We start from the raw sequence: 20,698 nt of genomic DNA, 5'->3' as shown, positions 1-20,698 counted from the left end.
ATTAAATAATCGGTTTAATGTTTTTTTCTAAAGTATTTTTAATTATTTCCTGAGAAGTAGATTTTAAAACATTTGCTTTTTCATCGGGCGTTAAAATATCATTAAAATAAACCTTCACTTTTCCCGGATGACCAACCTTGTTATTAAAAGGAAACATTTCTTTTAAACCAATAAAAGTAAAAACAAGAATAGAAAACTGGTGTTTTGAGGCTAAAGTAAAAGCGCCATCTTTGAAATCACCTAATAATATAGAAGTATCATCCGGCACTCCACCTTCCGGAAAAATCACAATGCTTTGACCTTCGCGCATTCTTTCAGCGCATCTGGTATAAACTTCTGCCCGGCTTTTTGCACTGGTGCGATCGACCATGACACATATTCTTTTATAGATCTGGCCAAAAATTGGGATTTTCACCAGTTCTTTTTTACCAACATAAACTAAGGGATGATTTGGCATCAGCATGCAGGGAAGCATGATATCCATTATCGATGTGTGATTAGAAATAAAAATATACTGCTGATTTTTATCTATTTTTTGCTTTGTTTCTTTAATTAATTTGTAGCTAAAACCCATTCCGTAATAGGTCGTAAAACACCAAAGGCGAATAAAAAAGTAGGCGTATTTGTAATGTTTGGAACTGATCGTAAATATGTAAACGAAAATGCCGAAGAAAAGTGTAGCAATAAAGGCTAAAATAACAAACCAGAGTCGCCATATATAATTAAGTAAAACGCTCATTACAGAATAAATTTAGCCATTAAAAATAATTTTTTTCTTTACGGAATAGTTCAGAACCGAGACCACAATAATAGCGAAAATCTTGCTAAGAACTTCCGGGCTGAAAACGAAAATTAAGAAAGAAATATTGTCCAGAAAAACAAAATGAAAAAATAGTTGAAATATTGTCAAACTTAAAACCGTAGAAAAAGAAGACACGATCATAAAATAAGCAAACTCTCTTTTTTTTGAATGTTTCCCTTGTTCAAAAACAAATTTTATACTTAGGAAATAATTAAAAAAAATAGCACAACCAGTTGAAAGTATGTTGCTTAAAGGATATTTTATTCCGTAAAAGTTCAGTTCCGACGGCAGAATTTTTGGAAGATAAACACTGCTGCATTTAAAAAGGCCGATCTCTACAACAGCACTTAAACCGCCCGCTAAAATAAAAAGCATAATTTGCTTATGCCTGTTAAATATTTTTATCATAATAAGTTGCAAATTTAAAATTTAATGTTAAACATTAATAAATTGTTGTTAATTTTTTTATTGATATTCATTTATTTTCTACATTTATTCTATCAAATTTAAAGGTTACCCGTATTTTTCAGCCATAAGCATTGCTACAAGGGATTCAGGTGATAAATTAAATTTTTTTAATAAAAAACTTTTAAACCAAATGCCATGAAAAACCAAAGAAGCCTGCAAAGATTTTCGCCTTTAAAGCAAAAAATTGATGAACTGAAAAAGAACAATTCTCGTTTTAAGAGAGTTTATAAGGAATATGAATTCATGTCTGACGAACTTTGGGATATGGAAACTTCACTGGACATCTCAGTTTCAGACGATTTCTTAAACGCCGTGACCACACAAACCAATTATTTGGAAGAAGAAATTGACGGTTGGCTCAAATCTGAAACCGACCAAAATCCAATATAAAATTTAATTCTAAAGATTAATTCATATTTTAGCATTCTTAAAATTTGCTAAAATATGTTTGCAATTGTAGATGGCGGTTCTACCAAATGTGATTGGATCATTCTTGATAATTCCGGGAAAACACTTTTTAAAACCGTTACTATAGGTTTTAATCCGAATATTATTGATGCGCACTTAATTCCTGCAGAAATAAAAAAAAATAATCAGCTTTATGAAGAAGCGGAAAACATAGACTATTTATTTTTCTATGGCTCCGGTTGTGGCGTTGCAAAAAATTGCCTTTTGGTTGAACATGAACTGAAAAAAATCTTTACAAAGGCAGAAATTTCCGTTAAAGAAGATCTTACTGCCGCTGCTTATGCCGCTTATGTCGGAAAACCTGCCGTTATCTGTATTTTGGGAACGGGATCAAACTCCTGCTTTTTTGATGGTAAAACCATTCGTCGTGATCTGCCGTCTTTGGGATTTCTGATCGGAGATGAAGGCAGCGGAAATGCTTTAGGTAAAATTTTATTGAAGAATTACTTTATGAAAAAATTTCCTGAGGATCTTAACCGGGAATTTGAGGAAGCCTACAATTTAAATATCGAAAACGTGATCAGTTCAATGTATCACAATCCCCGTGCGAACGCCTATTTAGCAGATTTTAGTAAATTTATTTTAGAGCGAAAACAGCATCCATATTTGCAGCATTTGGTTTTTGAAGAAATCAAAAATTTCCTTGATTATCAGGTTTTGCCTTATGAAGAAAGTAAAAACTGTGACATCAATTTTATTGGTTCCATTGCGCATTATTACGAAGATATTTTGCGTGCCGCCGCCGCAGAAATGCATTTAAAAGTAGGAAAAGTGGTGCAAAAACCAATTGAGAGTTTAGCAGAATACCACATAAAATATATTTTACCTAAATTAAAAGACCAATCCAGCAATTCTTAAATTATTTTTCTGGATTTTTTGGGCAGACATTTCCGCCTTCCGTTCCCGCTCTTTTTTTTTCAAATGCAAAAAAAAAAGGAGCTCCACTCAAGTCGGGCTGCAGTAATTTGGTAAAATTAAAGATTAGATAAAAATATAACAGGTTGATCCCTGTTAAATAAAAAATATTATGAGTAATAAAACAAACAGAGACGAAAAAAATTTCAGACAAGCCGCCTTAGATTATCACCAGTCTGAGCCAAAAGGGAAAGTTGAGGTTATTCCTTCAAAACCACATTCTACGCAAAGAGATTTATCTTTGGCCTATTCGCCAGGCGTTGCAATTCCGTGTATGGAGATTTTTGATCATCCGGAAAAAGTTTATGATTACACAGGAAAAGGTAATTTAGTTGCTGTTATTTCCAACGGAACTGCTGTTTTAGGTTTGGGAGATATCGGTCCGGAAGCCTCAAAACCCGTGATGGAAGGAAAAGGTTTATTATTTAAAATTTTCGCTGATATTAATGTCTTTGATATTGAAATTAATGAAAAAGATCCTGATAAATTCATTGCTATTGTAAAAGGAATTGCCCCAACTTTTGGCGGAATAAATTTGGAAGATATCAAAGCACCAGAAGCATTTTACATCGAACAAAAATTAAAGGAAGAACTCAACATTCCGTTGATGCACGATGATCAGCATGGAACTGCGATTATTTCAGCCGCTGCGTTAATTAATTCGCTTCAAATTGCCAACAAAAAAATCGGCGATATTAAAATGGTTGTCAATGGCGCCGGTGCTGCAGCAATTGCTTGTACCAATCTTTACATGGCTTTAGGTCTAAAAAGAGAAAATATCTTAATGTGCGACAGTAAAGGTGTGATCAACCACAAACGCGAAAATCTTACCGCGGAAAAACTTGATTATGTTGCAAATACCGATAAAACCACTTTAGAAGAAGCGATGGAAGACGCAGATGTTTTTGTTGGTCTTTCTAAAGGAAATGTCGTTACGCCACAAATGCTAAAAAAAATGGCACAAAACCCAATCGTTTTTGCCTTAGCAAATCCAGATCCGGAGATTGATTATGATTTAGCGATGGCAACGCGAAGTGATGTTATGATGGCAACCGGAAGAAGTGATTTTCCTAATCAGGTTAATAATGTTTTAGGTTTTCCTTACATTTTCCGTGGCGCATTAGACGTTCAGGCGACAGGAATTAACGAGGAAATGAAGTTGGCTGCAGTTTACGCAATAGCAGATTTGGCTAAGGAACCAGTTCCCGAAGCGGTAGTTTTAACTTATAATCTTAAAAGTTTAAATTTTGGTTCTGAATATTTTATCCCGAAACCATTTGATAACCGTTTAATTACAAAAGTTTCTATGGCAGTTGCAAAGGCTGCGATGGAAAGCGGAATTGCACAAAAGAATATTGAAGATTTTGAGCAGTATGAAAATCAACTTTTAGACAGAATGGGTCGTGATGAAAAACTCATCCGAATGATGCAAAATCGTGCGAGATCAAATCCGAAAAGAGTCACGCTTGCTAATGCTGAAGAATATAATGTGTTGAAAGCGGCACAAATTCTCTTCGAAGAAGGCATTGCACATCCTATTTTATTGGGTGAAAAAAAATTCATCAAAGCGCAAATGGAAAAATATGGAATTGATCTGGATGTTCCGATTGTTGATCCAACAGATGATGATCAGGAAGAAAACCGCAAAAAATATAAAGAAATCATCTGGGATTTACGCAAAAGAAAAGGTGTGAATGAATATAAAGCAAAACGCTACGTTCGCCAAAGAGATTATTTTGGTCCATTAATGTTAAAAAATGGCGATACCGATGCTTTGATTGTAGGTTTTTCTAAAAATTATTCTTCCGTTTTAAAACCAATTTTAGAAATTATTGGTAAAGAAAAAGGTGTTGAAAAGGTCGCTTCTATGATGATGATCTTGTCAGAAAAGAAACCTTATTTCTTCGCAGATACATCAATTAATAAAAATCCGACCGCGGAAGATCTGGTTTCAATTGCAAAAATGTCTGAAATCACGGTGCGATCTTTTGCCATAGAACCAAGAATCGCAATGCTTGCTTATGAGAATTTTACAGCAAAATCCGAAACTTCTCAAAAAGTAGCAAAAGCCGTAAAAATGTTACATGAAAAATTTCCAAAAATGATCGTTGATGGCGAAATTCAGCCAGATTTTGCCATGGATAGTGATCATTTAAGCGATTATCCATTCTCAAAATTAGGAATAACGCCTGCAAATACTTTTATTTTCCCAAATCTTGAAAGCGCAAATCTTTCTTACAAAATTATCCGCGGAATGAAAGTCGCGCAAACGATCGGTCCAATTTTAATGGGATTAAATCAACCGGTTCACGTGCTGCAAATGCGATCAAGCGTTGAGGAAATTGTAAATCTTACGACCATTGCAGTTTTGGATGCACAGAAAAAAGAATCAGCAAAAAAATAAATGGTCACGGATTGCAAATCCGCGACATCGCAGTAGAATTTGTTGCCATTTTTAAATATTAAATGCTCAATATCAAAAAAACGTTTATTGAAATTCAAACGATAAAAAAATAGAATGGTTAAATTAAAAATAAATGGCGTTGATCTATTACCTTATATATTAATTTCATTAACTGCCTTGTCGTTCTTGTTCTTTCAATTAAGTGTTAGAGATATAATGAAACTAAAATATGAAAAAGTTTTAGGAGGACTTGGTTTTATATTGTTCCTGATAACTGCAATAAATTACATAAAAAAAATACATAGTCCGGAAGGTGTAAATCTTCCGGACCTAATTTCTACCGAGGATATTAGAACACCATCTTTTAAGTATGGCGGATTTGTAAATCAAGGACAAAATATTTCATTTGTAAAATTCTATTTTTCGCAGCAAGAAATTTACATGTATTACAGGAATTTTTTTCCAATAAAGATTTATTACGGGCCGTTCACAATTAACAAGAGAGGTTGTGTGTCTTTTAGCAATTTTTATATTAAAGAATTTGCGAAAACGAGCAATAATGAGGCTAAAGTTAGTATTGTATCAGAAAGTGGAGCGACAAAATAAATAAGTTTTTCACAATTTAAAACCGAGATCTCGTATTTTTAAACTGTTATCACAAAACCAACATTAAAACCCAATTCCCAATCTTATAATATTTATTTACATTTGCCCAAATTAGAAATATGATTTATTCTTTAAGAGGAAAAGTTTTAGAAATTCAACCAACATCATGTGTTATTGAATGCAACGGCGTTGGTTATGCTGTTGGTATAAGTTTACAGACTTCAGACAAAATTAAACCAGGTGAAAATGTATTTATTTATATTCAACAAATCATTCGGGAAGATGCCAATTTACTTTTCGGTTTTAACACTCTTTTAGAAAAAGAAATGTTTAATCTGTTAATAAGTGTTAATGGAGTTGGTGCCGTTTCAACGTTAATTATGTTGTCAACTTTTAGCCTTCAGGAGATCGCTTCGGCTATACAATCGGGTAACAGCGGCTTGATACAAAAGGCGAAAGGAATAGGTACTAAAACCGCTGAAAGAATTATTGTAGATTTGCGGGATAAGGTGCAGAAATTCGGGCTTTCTGAAGAAAATATTTCTCAAATATCAGATAATAAAATTAAAGAAGAATCGTTATCTGCTTTAGAAGTTTTAGGAATTCCTAAAAAGATGAGCGAGAAGATTGCTGACAGAATTTTAAAAGAAAATCCTGCCTTTACAACGGAAGAATTGGTGAAGCAGATTTTAAAAAAGATTTAACATTTGAAGAAAAAAAATATATTTTGGTACAAACTGATCATATTTGCATTTTTATGCTTCGGTTTTGCTAAAAGTTGGGCGCAAAATTTACCTGCAGACAGCACAAGTGTAAGGAGAAATTACAGCCTTCCAAATCCCGTGAGATACGATGCTTTCTACGATATTCAAAGCAATATGTATTATCTGTACCCGAAAGTGGGCAACTTAGTGACGGGAAATCCTGTCGCCATGACGCCTTCTGAATATTCTGCGTACATAAAATCAAATCAGTTAAAGTCTTATTATCAGGAAAAATCCACTAAAAATGATCTGCTTACAAGGAAAGATCAGACGGAAGCTTTAAAACAAGGCTTTGTTCCGAGTGTGAGGATCAAAAATCAGTTATTTCAAACTATTTTTGGCGGTGACAAAATAGAAATTATTCCGCAGGGTTTTGCGTCTTTTGATCTTGGTATTTTATATCAAAAAATTGACAATCCTTTAATTCTTCCTCAAAACAGAACGAGTTTCGCGGTTAATATTCAGCAAAGAATCCAGCTGGGTTTATTGGGAAAAGTAGGTGAAAATTTACAGTTAAAAGCGAATTATGATACTCAAAGTGGTTTTGCTTTTGAGAATAAATTAAATTTAGTTTATCAGGCAAAAGGAACCTGGCAGGATCTTCAAAGTAAAGGTTTAAACGATAAAACAACCGGAGGCGAAGATAAAATCATCAAAAGAATAGAATTTGGAAATGTTAATATGCCACTTTCTACGAGTTTAATTCGCGGTTCAGAAAGTTTATTTGGTTTAAAAACAGAATTTCAGTTGGGTAAAACAAGGGGAACTTTACTTTTGTCGCAACAACAGGGAGAAGCTAGAAATATCGTAGTTCAGGGCGGTGGCGTTGTAAACACTTTTAAGATAAACGCCATTGATTATGAAGATAATCAGCATTATTACATCGGACATTATTTCCTTGATAATTATGATACTTCACTTTTAAATTATCCGCAGATCAATTCCAGAATTAATATTACAAGAATTGAAGTCTGGGTTTTGGATCAGGGTTCAGGAAATTTGCAGGATCAAAAAGGCGTTGTCGGAATTCGTGATCTTGGCGACGGCGTTACTGGAACACCGGATAACAATCAAAATAATCTTTACCAGACTTTAGTTAATTTAGGTCCGGGTTTACGCGATGTAAATACGGCTTATAATACCATAAATAATCAGGTTTTACCGAACGCAAACGGCGGAACAGAACCTTATAAGGATGGTGAAAACTTTATTTTTAACCGAAAATCAAGACGATTAAGCAGTGGAGAATTTAAATTTAATGCGCAGCTTGGTTATATAGATTTATCCCAAAGGCTTAATGACAATCAGCTTTTAACCGTAGCCTATTCTTACACGATCAATGGAGACAACAGGGTTTATAAAGTTGGGGAGTTTTCTGAAGACAGCCCGGTAATTATCACCAAACTTTTAAAACCGAACAGCATTACAAAAACCACTTCGCCGATGTGGGATTTGATGATGAAAAATATTTACCCGATAAACGCCAATCAAATTAATTCTGATGGTTTTATCATGAATGTTTTTTACCGCGATCAAACTTCTGGCGGGAAAGTAAATTATTTGCCTAAAACATCTGTTCAGGATATCAACCTTTTAAAATTATTCAACTGGGACCGTTTAAATTTAAATAATGATCTGCAAAATAGTGGCGGTCAACTTGGTGACGGTATTTTTGATTTTGTGCCGGGAATAACCATTGATCCGGAAAATGGCAAATTAATTTTTACCAAAGCGAAACCTTTCGGACAATATCTTCAGAATGTTTTAGGAACGAATGATCCTAAATTTGTCTTTAATGATTTGTATAATTTACAAAAATCCGACGCGACGAACAGTAATCTTGCGCTGCGCTATACTTTGGAAGGTCGTTATAAAGGAACGCAGGGAAGCGGTATTTCTTTAGGCGCTATTAATGTGCCACAAGGTTCTGTAAAAGTAACCGCAAATGGTGTTCAGTTAGTTGAAGGACAGGATTACACGGTAGATTATTTGTTAGGATCTGTTAATATCATCAACGAAGCGGTGAAAAATTCCGGTCAGGCGATCAATATTTCGTTAGAAAATCAGCTTAATTTTAATACTCAGCGAAAAAGTTTTTATGGCTTAAATTTAGAACGCAAATTTAATGACCATTTAACGCTTGGCGCCACGGTGGTTAATTATGCAGAAAGACCTTTAACACAAAAAGTAAATTTTGGCGAAGAAGCGGTTAATAATACGATGGCTGGTTTTAATATTTTGTATAATAATCAATTGCCTTTTTTAACAAGACTGACTAATAAAATTCCTTTCGTAAAAACGGAGGCACCTTCTACCTTAAATTTTCAGGCAGAAGGCGCTTATTTAATTCCCGGACAAAATAAAGGAACAAATGATCAATCTTACATTGATGATTTCGAACAAACCACTTCAAAAATTTCTTTAAAAGAACCCGCTGCCTGGAGTCTGGCTTCAAAACCTGAACAAAATCTGGATGATCCGGTTTTTATGGATGCAGGTTCAAACGACAATATCAAAAACGGCTTCGGAAGAGGTTTAGTTTCCTGGTATAATATTGACCCAAGATTTTACGGTGTTGGCGGAAGAGCGCCAAACGGTATCAATGCAGACGCACTTTCAAATCATGCTTCCAGGCGCGTACAGTTATCAGAGCTTTTTAACAACAGAGATTTCGTTGCCGGTGACCAGACTTTTTTAAATACGTTTGACATTAGTTATTACCCAACCGAAAGAGGACCGTATAATTTTAATCCGGCTGCAGAAGGAACACAGCAAAGATGGGCAGGTTTAATGCGTCCGATCTCTGTTTCTAATTTTGTTAATTCTAATATTCAATACGTTGAATTTTGGATGATGGATCCTTATGCAGACGGGAAAAATTTAGGCGCAGCACCAAAACTTTTATTACAATTAGGAAATGTTTCTGAAGATGTTTTAAAAGATGGCAAACTTCAATATGAAAACGGATTGCCAACGCCGAATGTTCCATCAAATACAACGACAACAAATCTTGGTATTCAGCCAAATCAGTTTCCTATTTTATATGCTTTTTCTACGGAAGGTGCAGAACGAACAATTCAGGATCTTGGTCTAGACGGTTTAAGCGACGAACAGGAAAGTGAAAAATACAACTTTACAGCTGTCAATCCCGTGACGCAGGTAAATGATCCAGCGTCTGATGATTTTTTATACTTTTTATCAGATAGATTTCAGGGAGCACTTGCATCTTCTTTAACTGACAGATACCGATATTTTAGAAATCCACAAGGCAATTCAGAAAGTAATTCTCTTGAAGTTTCTACGCAAACACCTGATGCTGAAGATGCGAACGGCGATTATAATTTAGATCAAAGTGAAAATTATAACCAATATACGGTAGATTTAGCCAAAACAAATTTAGTAGTTGGCCAAAACAATATTGTTGATATGCGCCAGGTTCAGGTAAAATTTCAAAACGGACAAACAGGTACTAATAAATGGTATCTTTTCAGAATTCCTGTAGATCAGTACGACCAGGATTCAGGCGCTCATGATAATTCTATTTTAAACAATGTGCGTTTTGCCAGAATGTTGGTAAAAGGTTTTGACCAGACTTCGACTTTACGTTTCGGAACATTCGATCTTGTAAGAAGTGACTGGCGCGCTTATACAAAAAATATTTTTAGTTCCTCAGTTATCGCTCCGGATGAAGGAACCGCAGCGCCAATCACACAAAATAATAATTTTGATGTTGGAAGTGTTAATTTAGAAGAAAATTCCAGCGGAATGCCGCCTTACGTTTTGCCTCCGGGAATTGACAGACAGGTTTTAAGTGGAAATGCAGGTGCGCAAAGACAAAATGAAGCGTCACTTTATTTAAAAGTAACTGATCTGCAAGACGAGGCAAGAGGTGTTTTTAAAAATACGCAGCTTGATATGCGGCGTTATAAAAATCTACAGTTGTTTGTACACGCTGAAGATCTTAAAAATTTAACGTCCAGCGATCTTGATCCAAATGCAAAATTCTTTATCAGATTTGGTAGCGATGCCACGGACAATTATTATGAATACGAATCGTCTTTAAAATATACCGCGCAAAATGCAAGATCGCCTTTAGACATTTGGCCAATTGAAAATAATGTCGATCTGGAAATACAAAGATTTGTAGAAGCCAAGCAAAACAGAGATGATAATAAGGCATTTGCAATAACAGAACGTTACACAGATCCGACTTATGGCGATGCCAACAAAAAGATTTACGTAAAAGGACGACCAAGTTTAGGCAGTATTACAACGGTAATGATTGGGGTTAGAAATAATTTTGATAACCGTGGACAAAAAGCGGCGCCACTTCCGGGACCCAAAGATCTGGTACTTTGGGTGGACGAAATGCGTTTGTCAGGGATTGATAACAAAGGAGGTTATGCAGGAAATGCTACCTTAAATTTTAATCTTGGCGATTTTGCGACGGTGAATGCAAATGCTGCACTTTCAACTATCGGTTTTGGAAGTATCACGCAAAAACCTGCAGAACGTTCACAAAATGATAATTCAGCTTTCAGTATAAATACCGCGGTAAATATTGATAAATTTTTACCTGAAAAATTAGGTTTAAAAATTCCCGTTAATTATTCTTACACACAAACGATTGAGGATCCAAAATACAATCCTTTAGATAATGACATTGAATTCAGCAAAGCAAGAAATAATGCTGAATTAAAAAAAGTTGCCAGAACTTATACCCAGCAAAGAAGTATCGGCGTGGTAAATATGAGAAAAGAGCGTGTAAATACGGTAAAAAAACCTAAATTTTACGATGTAGAAAATGTCTCTTTAACGACTATTTACAACGATGATTTTTTCCGTGATATTTATACAACGAGAAATTACCGTCAGTATTTACGTGGTTTTGCAGATTACAATTATAGTTTTAAACCTTTTGTAATTCGACCGTTCAATAAAATGATCAGCGATACCGCAAAATCCTACAAATATCTTCGCTGGTTAAAAGAGGTTAATTTTAACCCAATTCCTACAAGATTGACTTTGCGCGCGGAAGTTGATCGTAATTATAATGAACTTCAGTTTAGAAACGTCGATGCGTTGATTTCAGGAATTCCAGGTCAGGATTTTGATATTATCAAGAACAATAATTTTTATTTTGGCTGGCAATATGGGCTTGGTTTTAATTTTACTAAATCTTTAAAACTTGAAATTAATTCTGCAACCCGAACTTTGAATGATAATTTTAACGTGAATAACTTAAATACCACGTCCATTTTCAGAGATCCTTTGCGCGCGGGAAGACCGGTTTTATATAACCACAGAGTTCAGCTGAATTACAGATTGCCGTTTGAATATTTCCCTTTTGTAGATTTTATTAATGCAGAAGTTGGGTATGGTTTTCAGTATAACTGGAGCGCGCGATCAACTGTTTTACTGAACAGTCCAGGTGGAAGTTTGGGAAGTATTGGTCAAAATACCAACAATATCGTAGCGACTTCTACAGTAGATGTTCCGAAATTTTTCAGCAAGTTTAAATACTTCCAGAAAATGAACATTACCCTGCAGAAACGCCGTCAGGAAATAGATTCATTAAATAATGTTTACACGCAGGCGTGGAGTAAAAAGAACAAAAAAAATACTTTTAAAAATTATAAATTTAAAAATAAATTAACGCCTTTTCAAGCTGTTGCATTTGCCTTAACTTCAATAAAGCAACTTGATATTTCCTACAATGAAAATAATGGAATAGTGCTTCCGGGTTTACTTTCTGCGCCAAATGCCTTTGGTTACGGTCAAACTTTGGGCGGCCCGACTTACGGTTTCCTTTTAGGTTCTCAGGCAGATATTAGAAGAATCGCGATCGAGCGGGGTTGGTTGTCCATTAATCCTTTGCTAAATGATCCATATTCAGAACTAAACAGTCAAAACCTCACTGCAAATCTCCAGGTAATGCCGATAAATGATCTTAGAATAGATTTTAATATTTTAAAAAATTATAACAGAAACTTTACGCAAGGTGGTTTTAATGTTGATGCAGATCAAAATGCACTAGGTTTTCAATTTTCTTATGGTAATGAATTCGTTTCTTACTCACGAACTGCCTGGACTTTTAAAACGGCTTTTGTAGATGGAAAAACTATTTTTAATAATATTATTACAAACGCTCAACAGATTTCACAGTCTTATGGCGGAACTGTAAATACAGATGGTTTTACAGATGGGCGTAGTTTGGCAAATGCCTATGTTTTAGTACCAGCTTTTCAAAATGCAATTGAAGGAAAAAAAGGTACAAATGCCGTGGGAGATGCTAAAAAATCCGGCTTTCCTTTACCAAACTGGCGTATTACCTATTCTGGTTTAAAAAATATTCCGATCATTAATAATCAGTTTTCTAAATTTGATATACTTCACTCTTATACTTCAACTTACACAGCAACGGGCGTCCAAAGCAGTATCGATTTTTACAATGTGCAAAGTAACGGCTCAAATAACCGCGATACTTTTGGGGATTTTTACAATAAATATTCCTTTTCGCAAGTCGGTTATGTTGAAGCTTTTGCGCCACTCATTGGAGCAGATTTTACGATGCGTAACAACTTCCAATTGCGGGTGATGTATAACAGAGACCGCGCGTTTTTACTAGGATTGATCAACCATACTTTAACAGAAGATTCCGGTAAAGAATATGTGGTTGGTTTTGGCTATATTTTAAAAGATCTGGTACTTAATTTTAATTTTCAGGGAAAAGAGAAAAAAGTAAAAAGTGACCTTAATGTTCGTGGCGATTTTGCAATCCGCGACAGCCAGACGAGAATTACCAATATTTTACAGAATGATTCTCAGGTGACAGGCGGTCAAAAATTGGTTTCGGTTAATCTTGCCGCAGATTACAACATGTCGAAAAACTTTAATTTAAAATTCTTTTACAACCAGTTAATGACCAAATATAAAATTTCTACAGCCTTTCCACTTTCTACTGTGAGAGCAGGTTTAACGGCAACATTCACATTTGGTGGAGCAGGATTTTAATAGATTTAAATATTATTTTAAAAGCCAGGGATTAATTTCTTTGGCTTTTTTCGTAAAAATAATGGAAAAATGAAATAATTTAATCTTTATAAACACGGATTTTCTTTTATTTTAAATCCTTATTTTTGTTATCTAAATTTAAACAATGCAGGATTTTTTAGATAATGATGATGACGTTTTCACCGGAAAAGAACACACGCCTTTAAGAGAAGATGCTTTCGATAAATTACCCGCGGAAAAAATTGAAATTATTCAACATCATTTTGGTAAAATAATGGAAACTTTGGGTTTGGATATGACCGATGATTCCTTGAAAGATTCCCCAAAAAGAGTCGCAAAAATGTATGTTAATGAAATTTTTGGCGGACTATTACCTGAAAATAAACCAACGATTTCAAGTTTTTCCAACAAATACAAATACCGCCAAATGTTGGTGGAAAAAGATATTACCGTTTATTCTTTCTGCGAACATCATTTTTTACCGATAATTGGTCGTGCGCACGTTGCCTATATTTCAAACGGTGAAGTGATCGGCCTTTCTAAGATTAACAGAATAGTTGATTATTATTCTAAGAGACCACAAGTTCAGGAACGTTTAACGATGCAAATTGTCGATGCTTTGAAAGAAGCCTTAAACACGATAGATGTTGCTTGTATTATCGATGCAAAACACCTTTGCGTGAATTGTCGTGGCATAAAAGACACTGCGAGTTCTACAATTACCGCCGAATTAAGTGGTATTTTTAGAAGCAATCCAATCACAAGACAGGAATTTTTACATTACGTTGGAAGCCACGCGAAAATTGATTAAAACTGACAACCGACAACTAACAACCAACAACTATAAGCAAAATGCAACTCAAAATATACAATTCACTCACTTCAGAAAAAGAAATTTTTAAGCCTATCCATGAAAATAAAGTCGGGATGTACGTTTGTGGACCGACGGTTTACAGCAATGTGCATCTCGGAAATGTTCGTACTTTTTTGTCTTTTGATTTCATTTTCCGAAGTTTAAAATATTTCGGCTACGATGTTCGCTACGTTAGAAATATCACTGATGCCGGACATTTAACTGATGATGGCGATGTGAATAACGATCGTTTTGTAAAGCAATCGCGTTTGGAAAAATTAGAACCAATGGAAATTGTACAAAAATACACGGTCGATTTTCATAAAGTTTTAGAGGAATTTAATTTACTTCCACCCACGATTGAACCAACTGCAACCGGACATATTTTAGAGCAAATTGAATTAACACAAAAATTGCTAGATACGGGTTTTGCCTATGAAAGCAACGGTTCGGTTTATTTTGATGTTTTGGCGTACAATGCAAAAGGTTTGAATTATGGCGAACTTTCTAAAAGAAATATCGAAGATCTGATTTCAAATACACGCGATTTAGATGGCCAATCTGAAAAGAAAAATCCACCAGATTTTGCACTTTGGAAAGGCGCTTCGCCGGCTCATATTATGCGTTGGAATTCTCCTTGGGGACCTGGTTTTCCCGGATGGCATTTGGAATGTACTGCAATGAGTACCAAATATTTAGGTGAAAAATTTGATATTCACGGCGGCGGAATGGATCTTAAATTTCCACACCACGAATGTGAAATTGCACAGGGAAAAGCCGTGAACGGAACTGAACCCGTAAATTATTGGATGCACGCAAATATGCTCACAATGAACGGACAAAGAATGAGTAAATCAACTGGAAATTATATTTTACCGGCACAGTTAATTTCTGGTGAAAATGATTTTTTTGAAAAACCGTTTCATCCTTCGGTTGTTCGTTTTAATTTTTTGCAGGCGCATTACAGAAGCGTTTTAGATATTTCAAATGAAGCAATGCTTGCGAGTGAAAAAGGTTTGCAAAGACTTTTAGAAGCGGTGAAAATAGTTAATAGTTATCAGTTGCCAGTTGATGGTATTTCTGACAACCAACAATCGACAACTTTCAACTTCAGTGATTGGAAAACAAAGTCTGATGAGGTTTTAGCCGATGATTTTAACAGTCCGATTTTAATAGCGCAACTTTTCGAAGCCGTTAAATTTATTTTTAATCTAAAAGAAGGCAAAGAAAAAATCACTTCCGAAGATTTAGAAGGTTTAAAAAAGGCTCTAAATATTTACATTTTTGACGTTTTAGGTTTACAAAATTTAGAACAAAATAATAATAATGCGAAACTAGACCAGACTTTGCAGGTTTTAATTGAACTTAGAAACCAGGCGAGAAAATCTAAAAACTTTGAATTGTCTGACCAGATCCGTGATCGTTTATTAGCCGAAGGAATTGAGTTGAAAGATGGAAGAGAAGGGACGAGTTATTCGATTAATTAAAATCAACCAATAAGAATGAATAAAAAGATTTACAAAATTATTCTGATTATTTTAATCGTATTAATTCCAATTTTTATTTTTGAAATATTTAATATGATGGTTAGTTTAAAATATGAAACAGAAAATATGAATGATTGCATTTCTTTAATAACGGGAGATGATTTGTGTAAAGAAATTAATGTCTTTAAAATTTTAAGTGCAATTAGTTTTTTATTGTTATGTCTAATGTCAATTTTTAAAAAGAAAATTGTAAAGATTTAACAAATTAAGTTTTAAAATTTAATTTGTAATTTTGATTTAAATAATTGTAAAATGGATATTCAAACTCGTAAAATCGAATTTGTTCAAGAATTTTTGAAAGTTCAAAGTGAGGAATTAATTTCTCGTTTAGAAAGTTTGTTGAATAATAGAGATGATGATTTTAAACCATTTACGATGGAAGAATTTAATGAAAGAATTGATAAATCATTAGAAGATTCTAAAAGTGACAGAGTCACAGAATCAAGTGAATTACTCTCTGAAATTAAAGAATGGCAGTAAAAGTTTATTGGACGCAATTTGCTAAGAACGAATTGAAAAAAATATTCGATTACTACAAATTAAAAGCGAGTCCTTCAATTGCACAAAATTTAGTAAAAGCAATCTTAATGAAAGGAAATTCGTTAGATTTTCAAACGGAAATCGGGCAAAAAGAAGAATTACTTTTAGAGAGAAAAGAGGAATTTAGATATTTGGTTTTTAAAAATTATAAAATAATTTATTGGTTTAATAAAGACAAAAATAGGGTTGAGATTACAGATGTTTTCGATTCGAGACAAAATCCTGTAAAACTTCAACGACGAAATTAGAAAAACACCAAACTCTTTTAAAATATTAAAAGAGTTTTTTTATGTCTCAAAGTGAGTCTTGTAAAGTATTGATTGTTAATAATTAAACTATAATTATTTTTTTAAAATAATCTTGATTTGTTGCTTTTAAACTTACTAAAAATCTTACTTTAGCACAGCAAAACAAACATTAAAAAATACATGAAACTGTACTTTAATATCAACTTTGACACAAAGTTTGGCGAAAAAATGATTCTTCAGGTTACAGACGAAAAAGCGGAAATCAGAGAATATGTTTTAAATTATACAGGCGCAAACACCTGGACCTTTGAGTTAGATCATTATTCAAAATCTATTTCTTACAGGTATATACTTAAAAATCAGTCTGATAATATTTTGGATGAAGAATATTCTGCGCATTATTTAAACTTTCCAAACAACTTTAAAGAGTTCAGGATTTATGATGTCTGGAATTTAAAAAACTTCCCAGAGAATTATCTTCACAACAAGATTTTAGAAAATACTTTAACACCTTTTAAGCAGGAGAAAGTAAGTATTTTAAAAAAACACACGCATCTTTTTCGTTTGGAAGCACCACTTTTTAATAAAAACTGGCGGATTGTTTTAATGGGAAATGTGGATGGACTGCAAAACTGGAATGCGGAAACTGCTTTAAAAATGCACCAAACCGATTTTGGCATCTGGGAAATTGCCGCAGAAATCTTGGTTGATTATCCTTTTCAATATAAATATTCCATTTTAGATGAAACTACTGGTAAGATCATTGCGATGGAAACTGGAAATAACCGTTGGAGCGCGGCAAATAAAGAAGAAAGTTTATTACACATAAAAGCCGATCATTTTTTTAGATTTGGAATTAAGGAATTATATCACGCAGCAGGCGTTGCCGTTCCGGTTTTTGCCTTGAGAAGTGAAAATGGTTTTGGTGTGGGTGAATTTTCTGATTTAAAATTACTGGGAGATTGGGCGAAAGAAAGTAAACTTTCAATGATCCAGATCTTGCCAATAAATGACACAACCGCAAATTACACCTGGACAGATTCTTATCCTTACGCCGCAATTTCTGTTTACGCGTTGCATCCGCAATACTTATCTTTAGAAAAGTTAGATTTTAAATTAGATTCTAAATCTGAAGCAAAATATTTAAAAGAGAAAGTTGATTTAAATAATTGTGAATTAATTGATTACGAACAAGTAATGTCTTCTAAATGGTCTTATCTCAAAATCATTTTTAAAGAACATAAAAGTCAAATTTTAAAGGAAAAAAACTTCAAAAATTTCATTAAAGAAAATGAATCCTGGCTTTTTCCGTATGCTGCATTTTGCCTTTTAAGAGATAAATATAAAACGCCAAATTTTAACGACTGGAAAACGCATAAAAAATATATTGCAGGCAAAATAAATGTAATGTTCGCCGAAAAGCACAAGGAATTTGAAACGGTAATGCTTCATTGTTGGGTTCAGTTTCAACTTCATTTGCAACTTTCTGAGGCGCGCGATTATTTACATGATTTAGGAATTTCCATTAAAGGTGATCTGCCAATTGGGATTTACAGATATTCCGTGGAAGCGTGGGCAGAACCGGAATTATTTGGGATGGATTTTCAAGCCGGAGCGCCGCCAGATAATTTTTCTGAATTAGGACAAAACTGGGAATTTCCGACTTACAATTGGGAAGTTATGAAGCAGGATAATTTCGCCTGGTGGAAGAAAAGATTCAAGGCCTTAGAACAGTATTTTGATGCGATGAGAATTGATCATATTCTTGGTTTTTTCAGAATCTGGAGAATGCCGATGAGCGCAACGCAGGGAATTTTAGGTTATTTTTATCCAGCAGTTCCGGTGAGAATGGAGGAGTTTGGCGCGAGAAATATTCCTTTTAATTTTGACAGATATTGCAAACCATTCATTAACGAAGATATTCTCTGGAAATATTTCGGCGATTCAAAAACTGAAGTTGCTGAACATTTTATGAACAATCACTTTAATGGAAATTACACCTTTAAAGAAGAATTTGACACGCAAAGAAAACTGAAAGATTATTTTGTAGAAAATCCACAGGATTGGAAAGAAGAAAAATTGTTCAGATTATGTGCGAATGTTTTGTTTCTGCAGGAAGAACGCGATGGTGATTATGTTTATCATCCAAGATTTAATGTTCACAAAACTGATTCTTACCGATATTTAAATGATTGGGAAAAGCAACAGATCTATAATTTATACATCGATTATTTTTTCAAACGACAATATGGACTTTGGTATAAAAGCGGAATGGAAAAATTACCGCCGATCTTAAATTCAACAAATATGTTGATTTGCGCGGAAGATTTGGGCTTGGTGCCAGATTGTGTGCCGCAAGTTATGGACAGATTGGGATTGGTTGCATTGAAAGTACAAAGAATGCCGTCTGACAATGTTCCGTTTTATAATCCAAAATATGCGGGTTATTTAAATGTGGTAACTGCTTCATCTCACGATAGTTCCACGCTTCGCCAATGGTGGCACGAAGACAGAGAATTGACACAGAAATATTTCAATAATCAACTTAATCAATATGGAACTGCACCTTGGGATTTAACGGCGGATTTGGCAGAAATTATTATGAAGCAGCATTTGTATAATGATTCAATGCTTGCGATTTTCCCGATCCAGGAGTTTTTTGCTTTAGAAAGTAAATTAACAAATCCAAAAATGGATAATGAAAGAATCAATCAACCTGATGTTTTTCCTCATTATTGGCGATACAGAATGCATTTATCATTAGAAAATTTAGTTAGAGAAAAAGATTTTTCTGCGAAGATTGCAAGTTGGATCGTTGATTCTAAACGGTCATAAAGTAAATAAAAAATATAATTTTAAAAGAAGTTAAACATTGCGTTTAACTTCTTTTCTTTTTTTACATCTTAATAAATGAGCAGGAAAACAGACTTTTCGGTTTTTTGTTTCAAATAATTTAAATTTAGAAATCATGTATAAAAAGATCCTTTTTTGTTCTTTGCTAATGGTGGGAAGTTTAGCTTTTGCACAGCAAAATCAGTCTTACAATGGTTGGGGAGACTCTAATAATAGTTACAATAATTCAAATAATTATGGTAATAGTTATGATGATTATGATAACGATTATCCAGATGATTATTATTATGATTACCCAAGCGATTATTACCCACAAAGTTATTATGAAAGCTACTACAATGATTACCGAAAAAGTATTGTTTCTATTAATTGGCCTCAGATATTCAGACAATACCGATTGAATAGAAATCAGATCAACCAGATCATTTATATCAACAACAGATATCAAAACTTTAATACCTGGAATGCGTACTACGGAGTTAATCCTGACAGATGGTATTATGAGAGATTTAATGCTTTAAAATTTATTCTTGGACCTACGATTTTTATAAATTTTCAAAATCATTATTACCATGGTTATAATCCGGTTGTTTATTTTCAAAATTACAGAAGAACTTATTATGTGCCGCGGTATCATGTGAGAACTCAATATCGAAATGTAAATATTGTAAAATATAGAGTTGATAGAGATACTTATAGAGATAACCGCGCAGGAAACGGTCTTTATGATCCAAATTACAGAAATAATTTGAGTCAGAATAAGTCTTCAGAAAGCAGCGGTTTTAGAAATGGTATAAAAACTGAAAATTCTCCATTTTTAAGAGACAATACTGTTTCACCAGAAGTAAGATCAGGTGGTTTAAGATCAGGTTCATCAGCTGAGAATAACACGCCACAAAGAAATGAAGTTACTTCACCAAATAACATTGGCGGTTTCAGAAATGGCAGAAATTCTGGCGAAAATGGCGAAAGACAAGTACAAAGTCAAAGAAATCAGCGGAATGATAGTGGTTTTAGAACTGAATCCGGATCCCGCAAATCAAGTGAAAATACTACCCAAAGATCAGGCGGAGAGAAAAGAAGTGAAGGAATTCGTGGAGGCGGCTTAAGATGATATTTTTAAAACAAATATTTTAGCAAACAAAAGCATTACTTAAAGTTTGCTAAATATTTAAAAAACTTTAACAAATTTTGTGATAATTCGCGATTAACTTTA

The 20,698-nt window shown here is 34.0% G+C and carries 14 protein-coding genes; 12 read left to right on the top strand and 2 right to left on the bottom strand.

Annotated features, from left to right (window positions below; genetic code table 11):
- Position 1: 1 nt before the first annotated feature.
- Positions 2-739 carry a lysophospholipid acyltransferase family protein gene (locus BM238_RS08625; RefSeq protein ID WP_090079898.1) on the bottom strand — a complete coding sequence of 246 codons (738 nt, stop codon included), beginning with the start codon at positions 737-739 and terminating at the stop codon, positions 2-4.
- 12 nt (positions 740-751) lie between these two features.
- A complete protein-coding gene (locus tag BM238_RS08620; RefSeq protein WP_090079895.1) occupies positions 752-1,210 on the bottom strand; it encodes a GtrA family protein in 459 nt (152 codons plus the stop codon).
- 195 nt (positions 1,211-1,405) lie between these two features.
- On the opposite strand from BM238_RS08620, the gene BM238_RS08615 reads away from it, so the two are divergent.
- The 12 genes from BM238_RS08615 to BM238_RS08555 all read left to right on the top strand — a co-directional run bounded on the left by BM238_RS08615 (position 1,406) and on the right by BM238_RS08555 (position 20,596).
- Positions 1,406-1,660 (top strand): hypothetical protein, encoded by a 255-nt coding sequence (locus BM238_RS08615; protein ID WP_090079893.1) that lies wholly within the window; start codon positions 1,406-1,408, stop codon positions 1,658-1,660.
- Between the two features lie 54 nt (positions 1,661-1,714).
- Positions 1,715-2,596 (top strand): BadF/BadG/BcrA/BcrD ATPase family protein, encoded by an 882-nt coding sequence (locus BM238_RS08610; RefSeq protein WP_090079891.1) that lies wholly within the window; start codon positions 1,715-1,717, stop codon positions 2,594-2,596.
- Positions 2,597-2,765: 169 nt separating this feature from the next.
- Positions 2,766-5,057, top strand: coding sequence for an NADP-dependent malic enzyme (locus BM238_RS08605; RefSeq protein WP_090079889.1), 2,292 nt, complete (start codon positions 2,766-2,768; stop codon positions 5,055-5,057).
- Positions 5,058-5,273: 216 nt separating this feature from the next.
- A complete protein-coding gene (locus BM238_RS08600; protein WP_143093373.1) occupies positions 5,274-5,663 on the top strand; it encodes a hypothetical protein in 390 nt (129 codons plus the stop codon).
- A 119-nt stretch (positions 5,664-5,782) separates the two neighbouring features.
- Positions 5,783-6,367: a Holliday junction branch migration protein RuvA gene (ruvA, locus tag BM238_RS08595; RefSeq protein ID WP_090079885.1), complete on the top strand. Its 585-nt coding sequence runs from the start codon at positions 5,783-5,785 to the stop codon at positions 6,365-6,367.
- Between the two features lie 3 nt (positions 6,368-6,370).
- Entirely contained in the window at positions 6,371-13,441 is a 7,071-nt protein-coding gene (sov, locus tag BM238_RS08590) for a T9SS outer membrane translocon Sov/SprA (protein ID WP_090079882.1), read from the top strand.
- A gap of 145 nt (positions 13,442-13,586) precedes the next feature.
- Positions 13,587-14,252 (top strand): GTP cyclohydrolase I FolE, encoded by a 666-nt coding sequence (gene folE, locus BM238_RS08585; RefSeq protein WP_090079881.1) that lies wholly within the window; start codon positions 13,587-13,589, stop codon positions 14,250-14,252.
- 41 nt (positions 14,253-14,293) lie between these two features.
- The gene (cysS, locus tag BM238_RS08580; protein WP_090079879.1) at positions 14,294-15,781 is read left to right on the top strand and encodes a cysteine--tRNA ligase; all 1,488 of its coding nucleotides are present in this window, start codon (positions 14,294-14,296) and stop codon (positions 15,779-15,781) included.
- A 312-nt stretch (positions 15,782-16,093) separates the two neighbouring features.
- Positions 16,094-16,321 carry a hypothetical protein gene (locus BM238_RS08570; protein WP_090079876.1) on the top strand — a complete coding sequence of 76 codons (228 nt, stop codon included), beginning with the start codon at positions 16,094-16,096 and terminating at the stop codon, positions 16,319-16,321.
- Complete coding sequence (locus BM238_RS08565) at positions 16,312-16,629, top strand: type II toxin-antitoxin system RelE/ParE family toxin (RefSeq protein WP_090079874.1); 318 nt, start codon at positions 16,312-16,314, stop codon at positions 16,627-16,629. The genes BM238_RS08570 and BM238_RS08565 overlap by 10 nt, the downstream gene beginning before the upstream one ends.
- A 180-nt stretch (positions 16,630-16,809) precedes the next feature.
- Positions 16,810-19,464, top strand: a complete 2,655-nt coding sequence (locus tag BM238_RS08560) for a 4-alpha-glucanotransferase (RefSeq protein WP_090079873.1) — start codon at positions 16,810-16,812, stop codon at positions 19,462-19,464.
- Between the two features lie 133 nt (positions 19,465-19,597).
- Positions 19,598-20,596 carry a hypothetical protein gene (locus BM238_RS08555; RefSeq protein ID WP_177205448.1) on the top strand — a complete coding sequence of 333 codons (999 nt, stop codon included), beginning with the start codon at positions 19,598-19,600 and terminating at the stop codon, positions 20,594-20,596.
- The last annotated feature ends 102 nt before the right edge of the window (positions 20,597-20,698 follow it).

Source organism: Halpernia frigidisoli, from assembly GCF_900113805.1.
Classification (GTDB): Bacteria; Bacteroidota; Bacteroidia; order Flavobacteriales; family Weeksellaceae; genus Halpernia; species Halpernia frigidisoli.
This window is presented reverse-complemented; position numbering and strand designations above follow the sequence as displayed.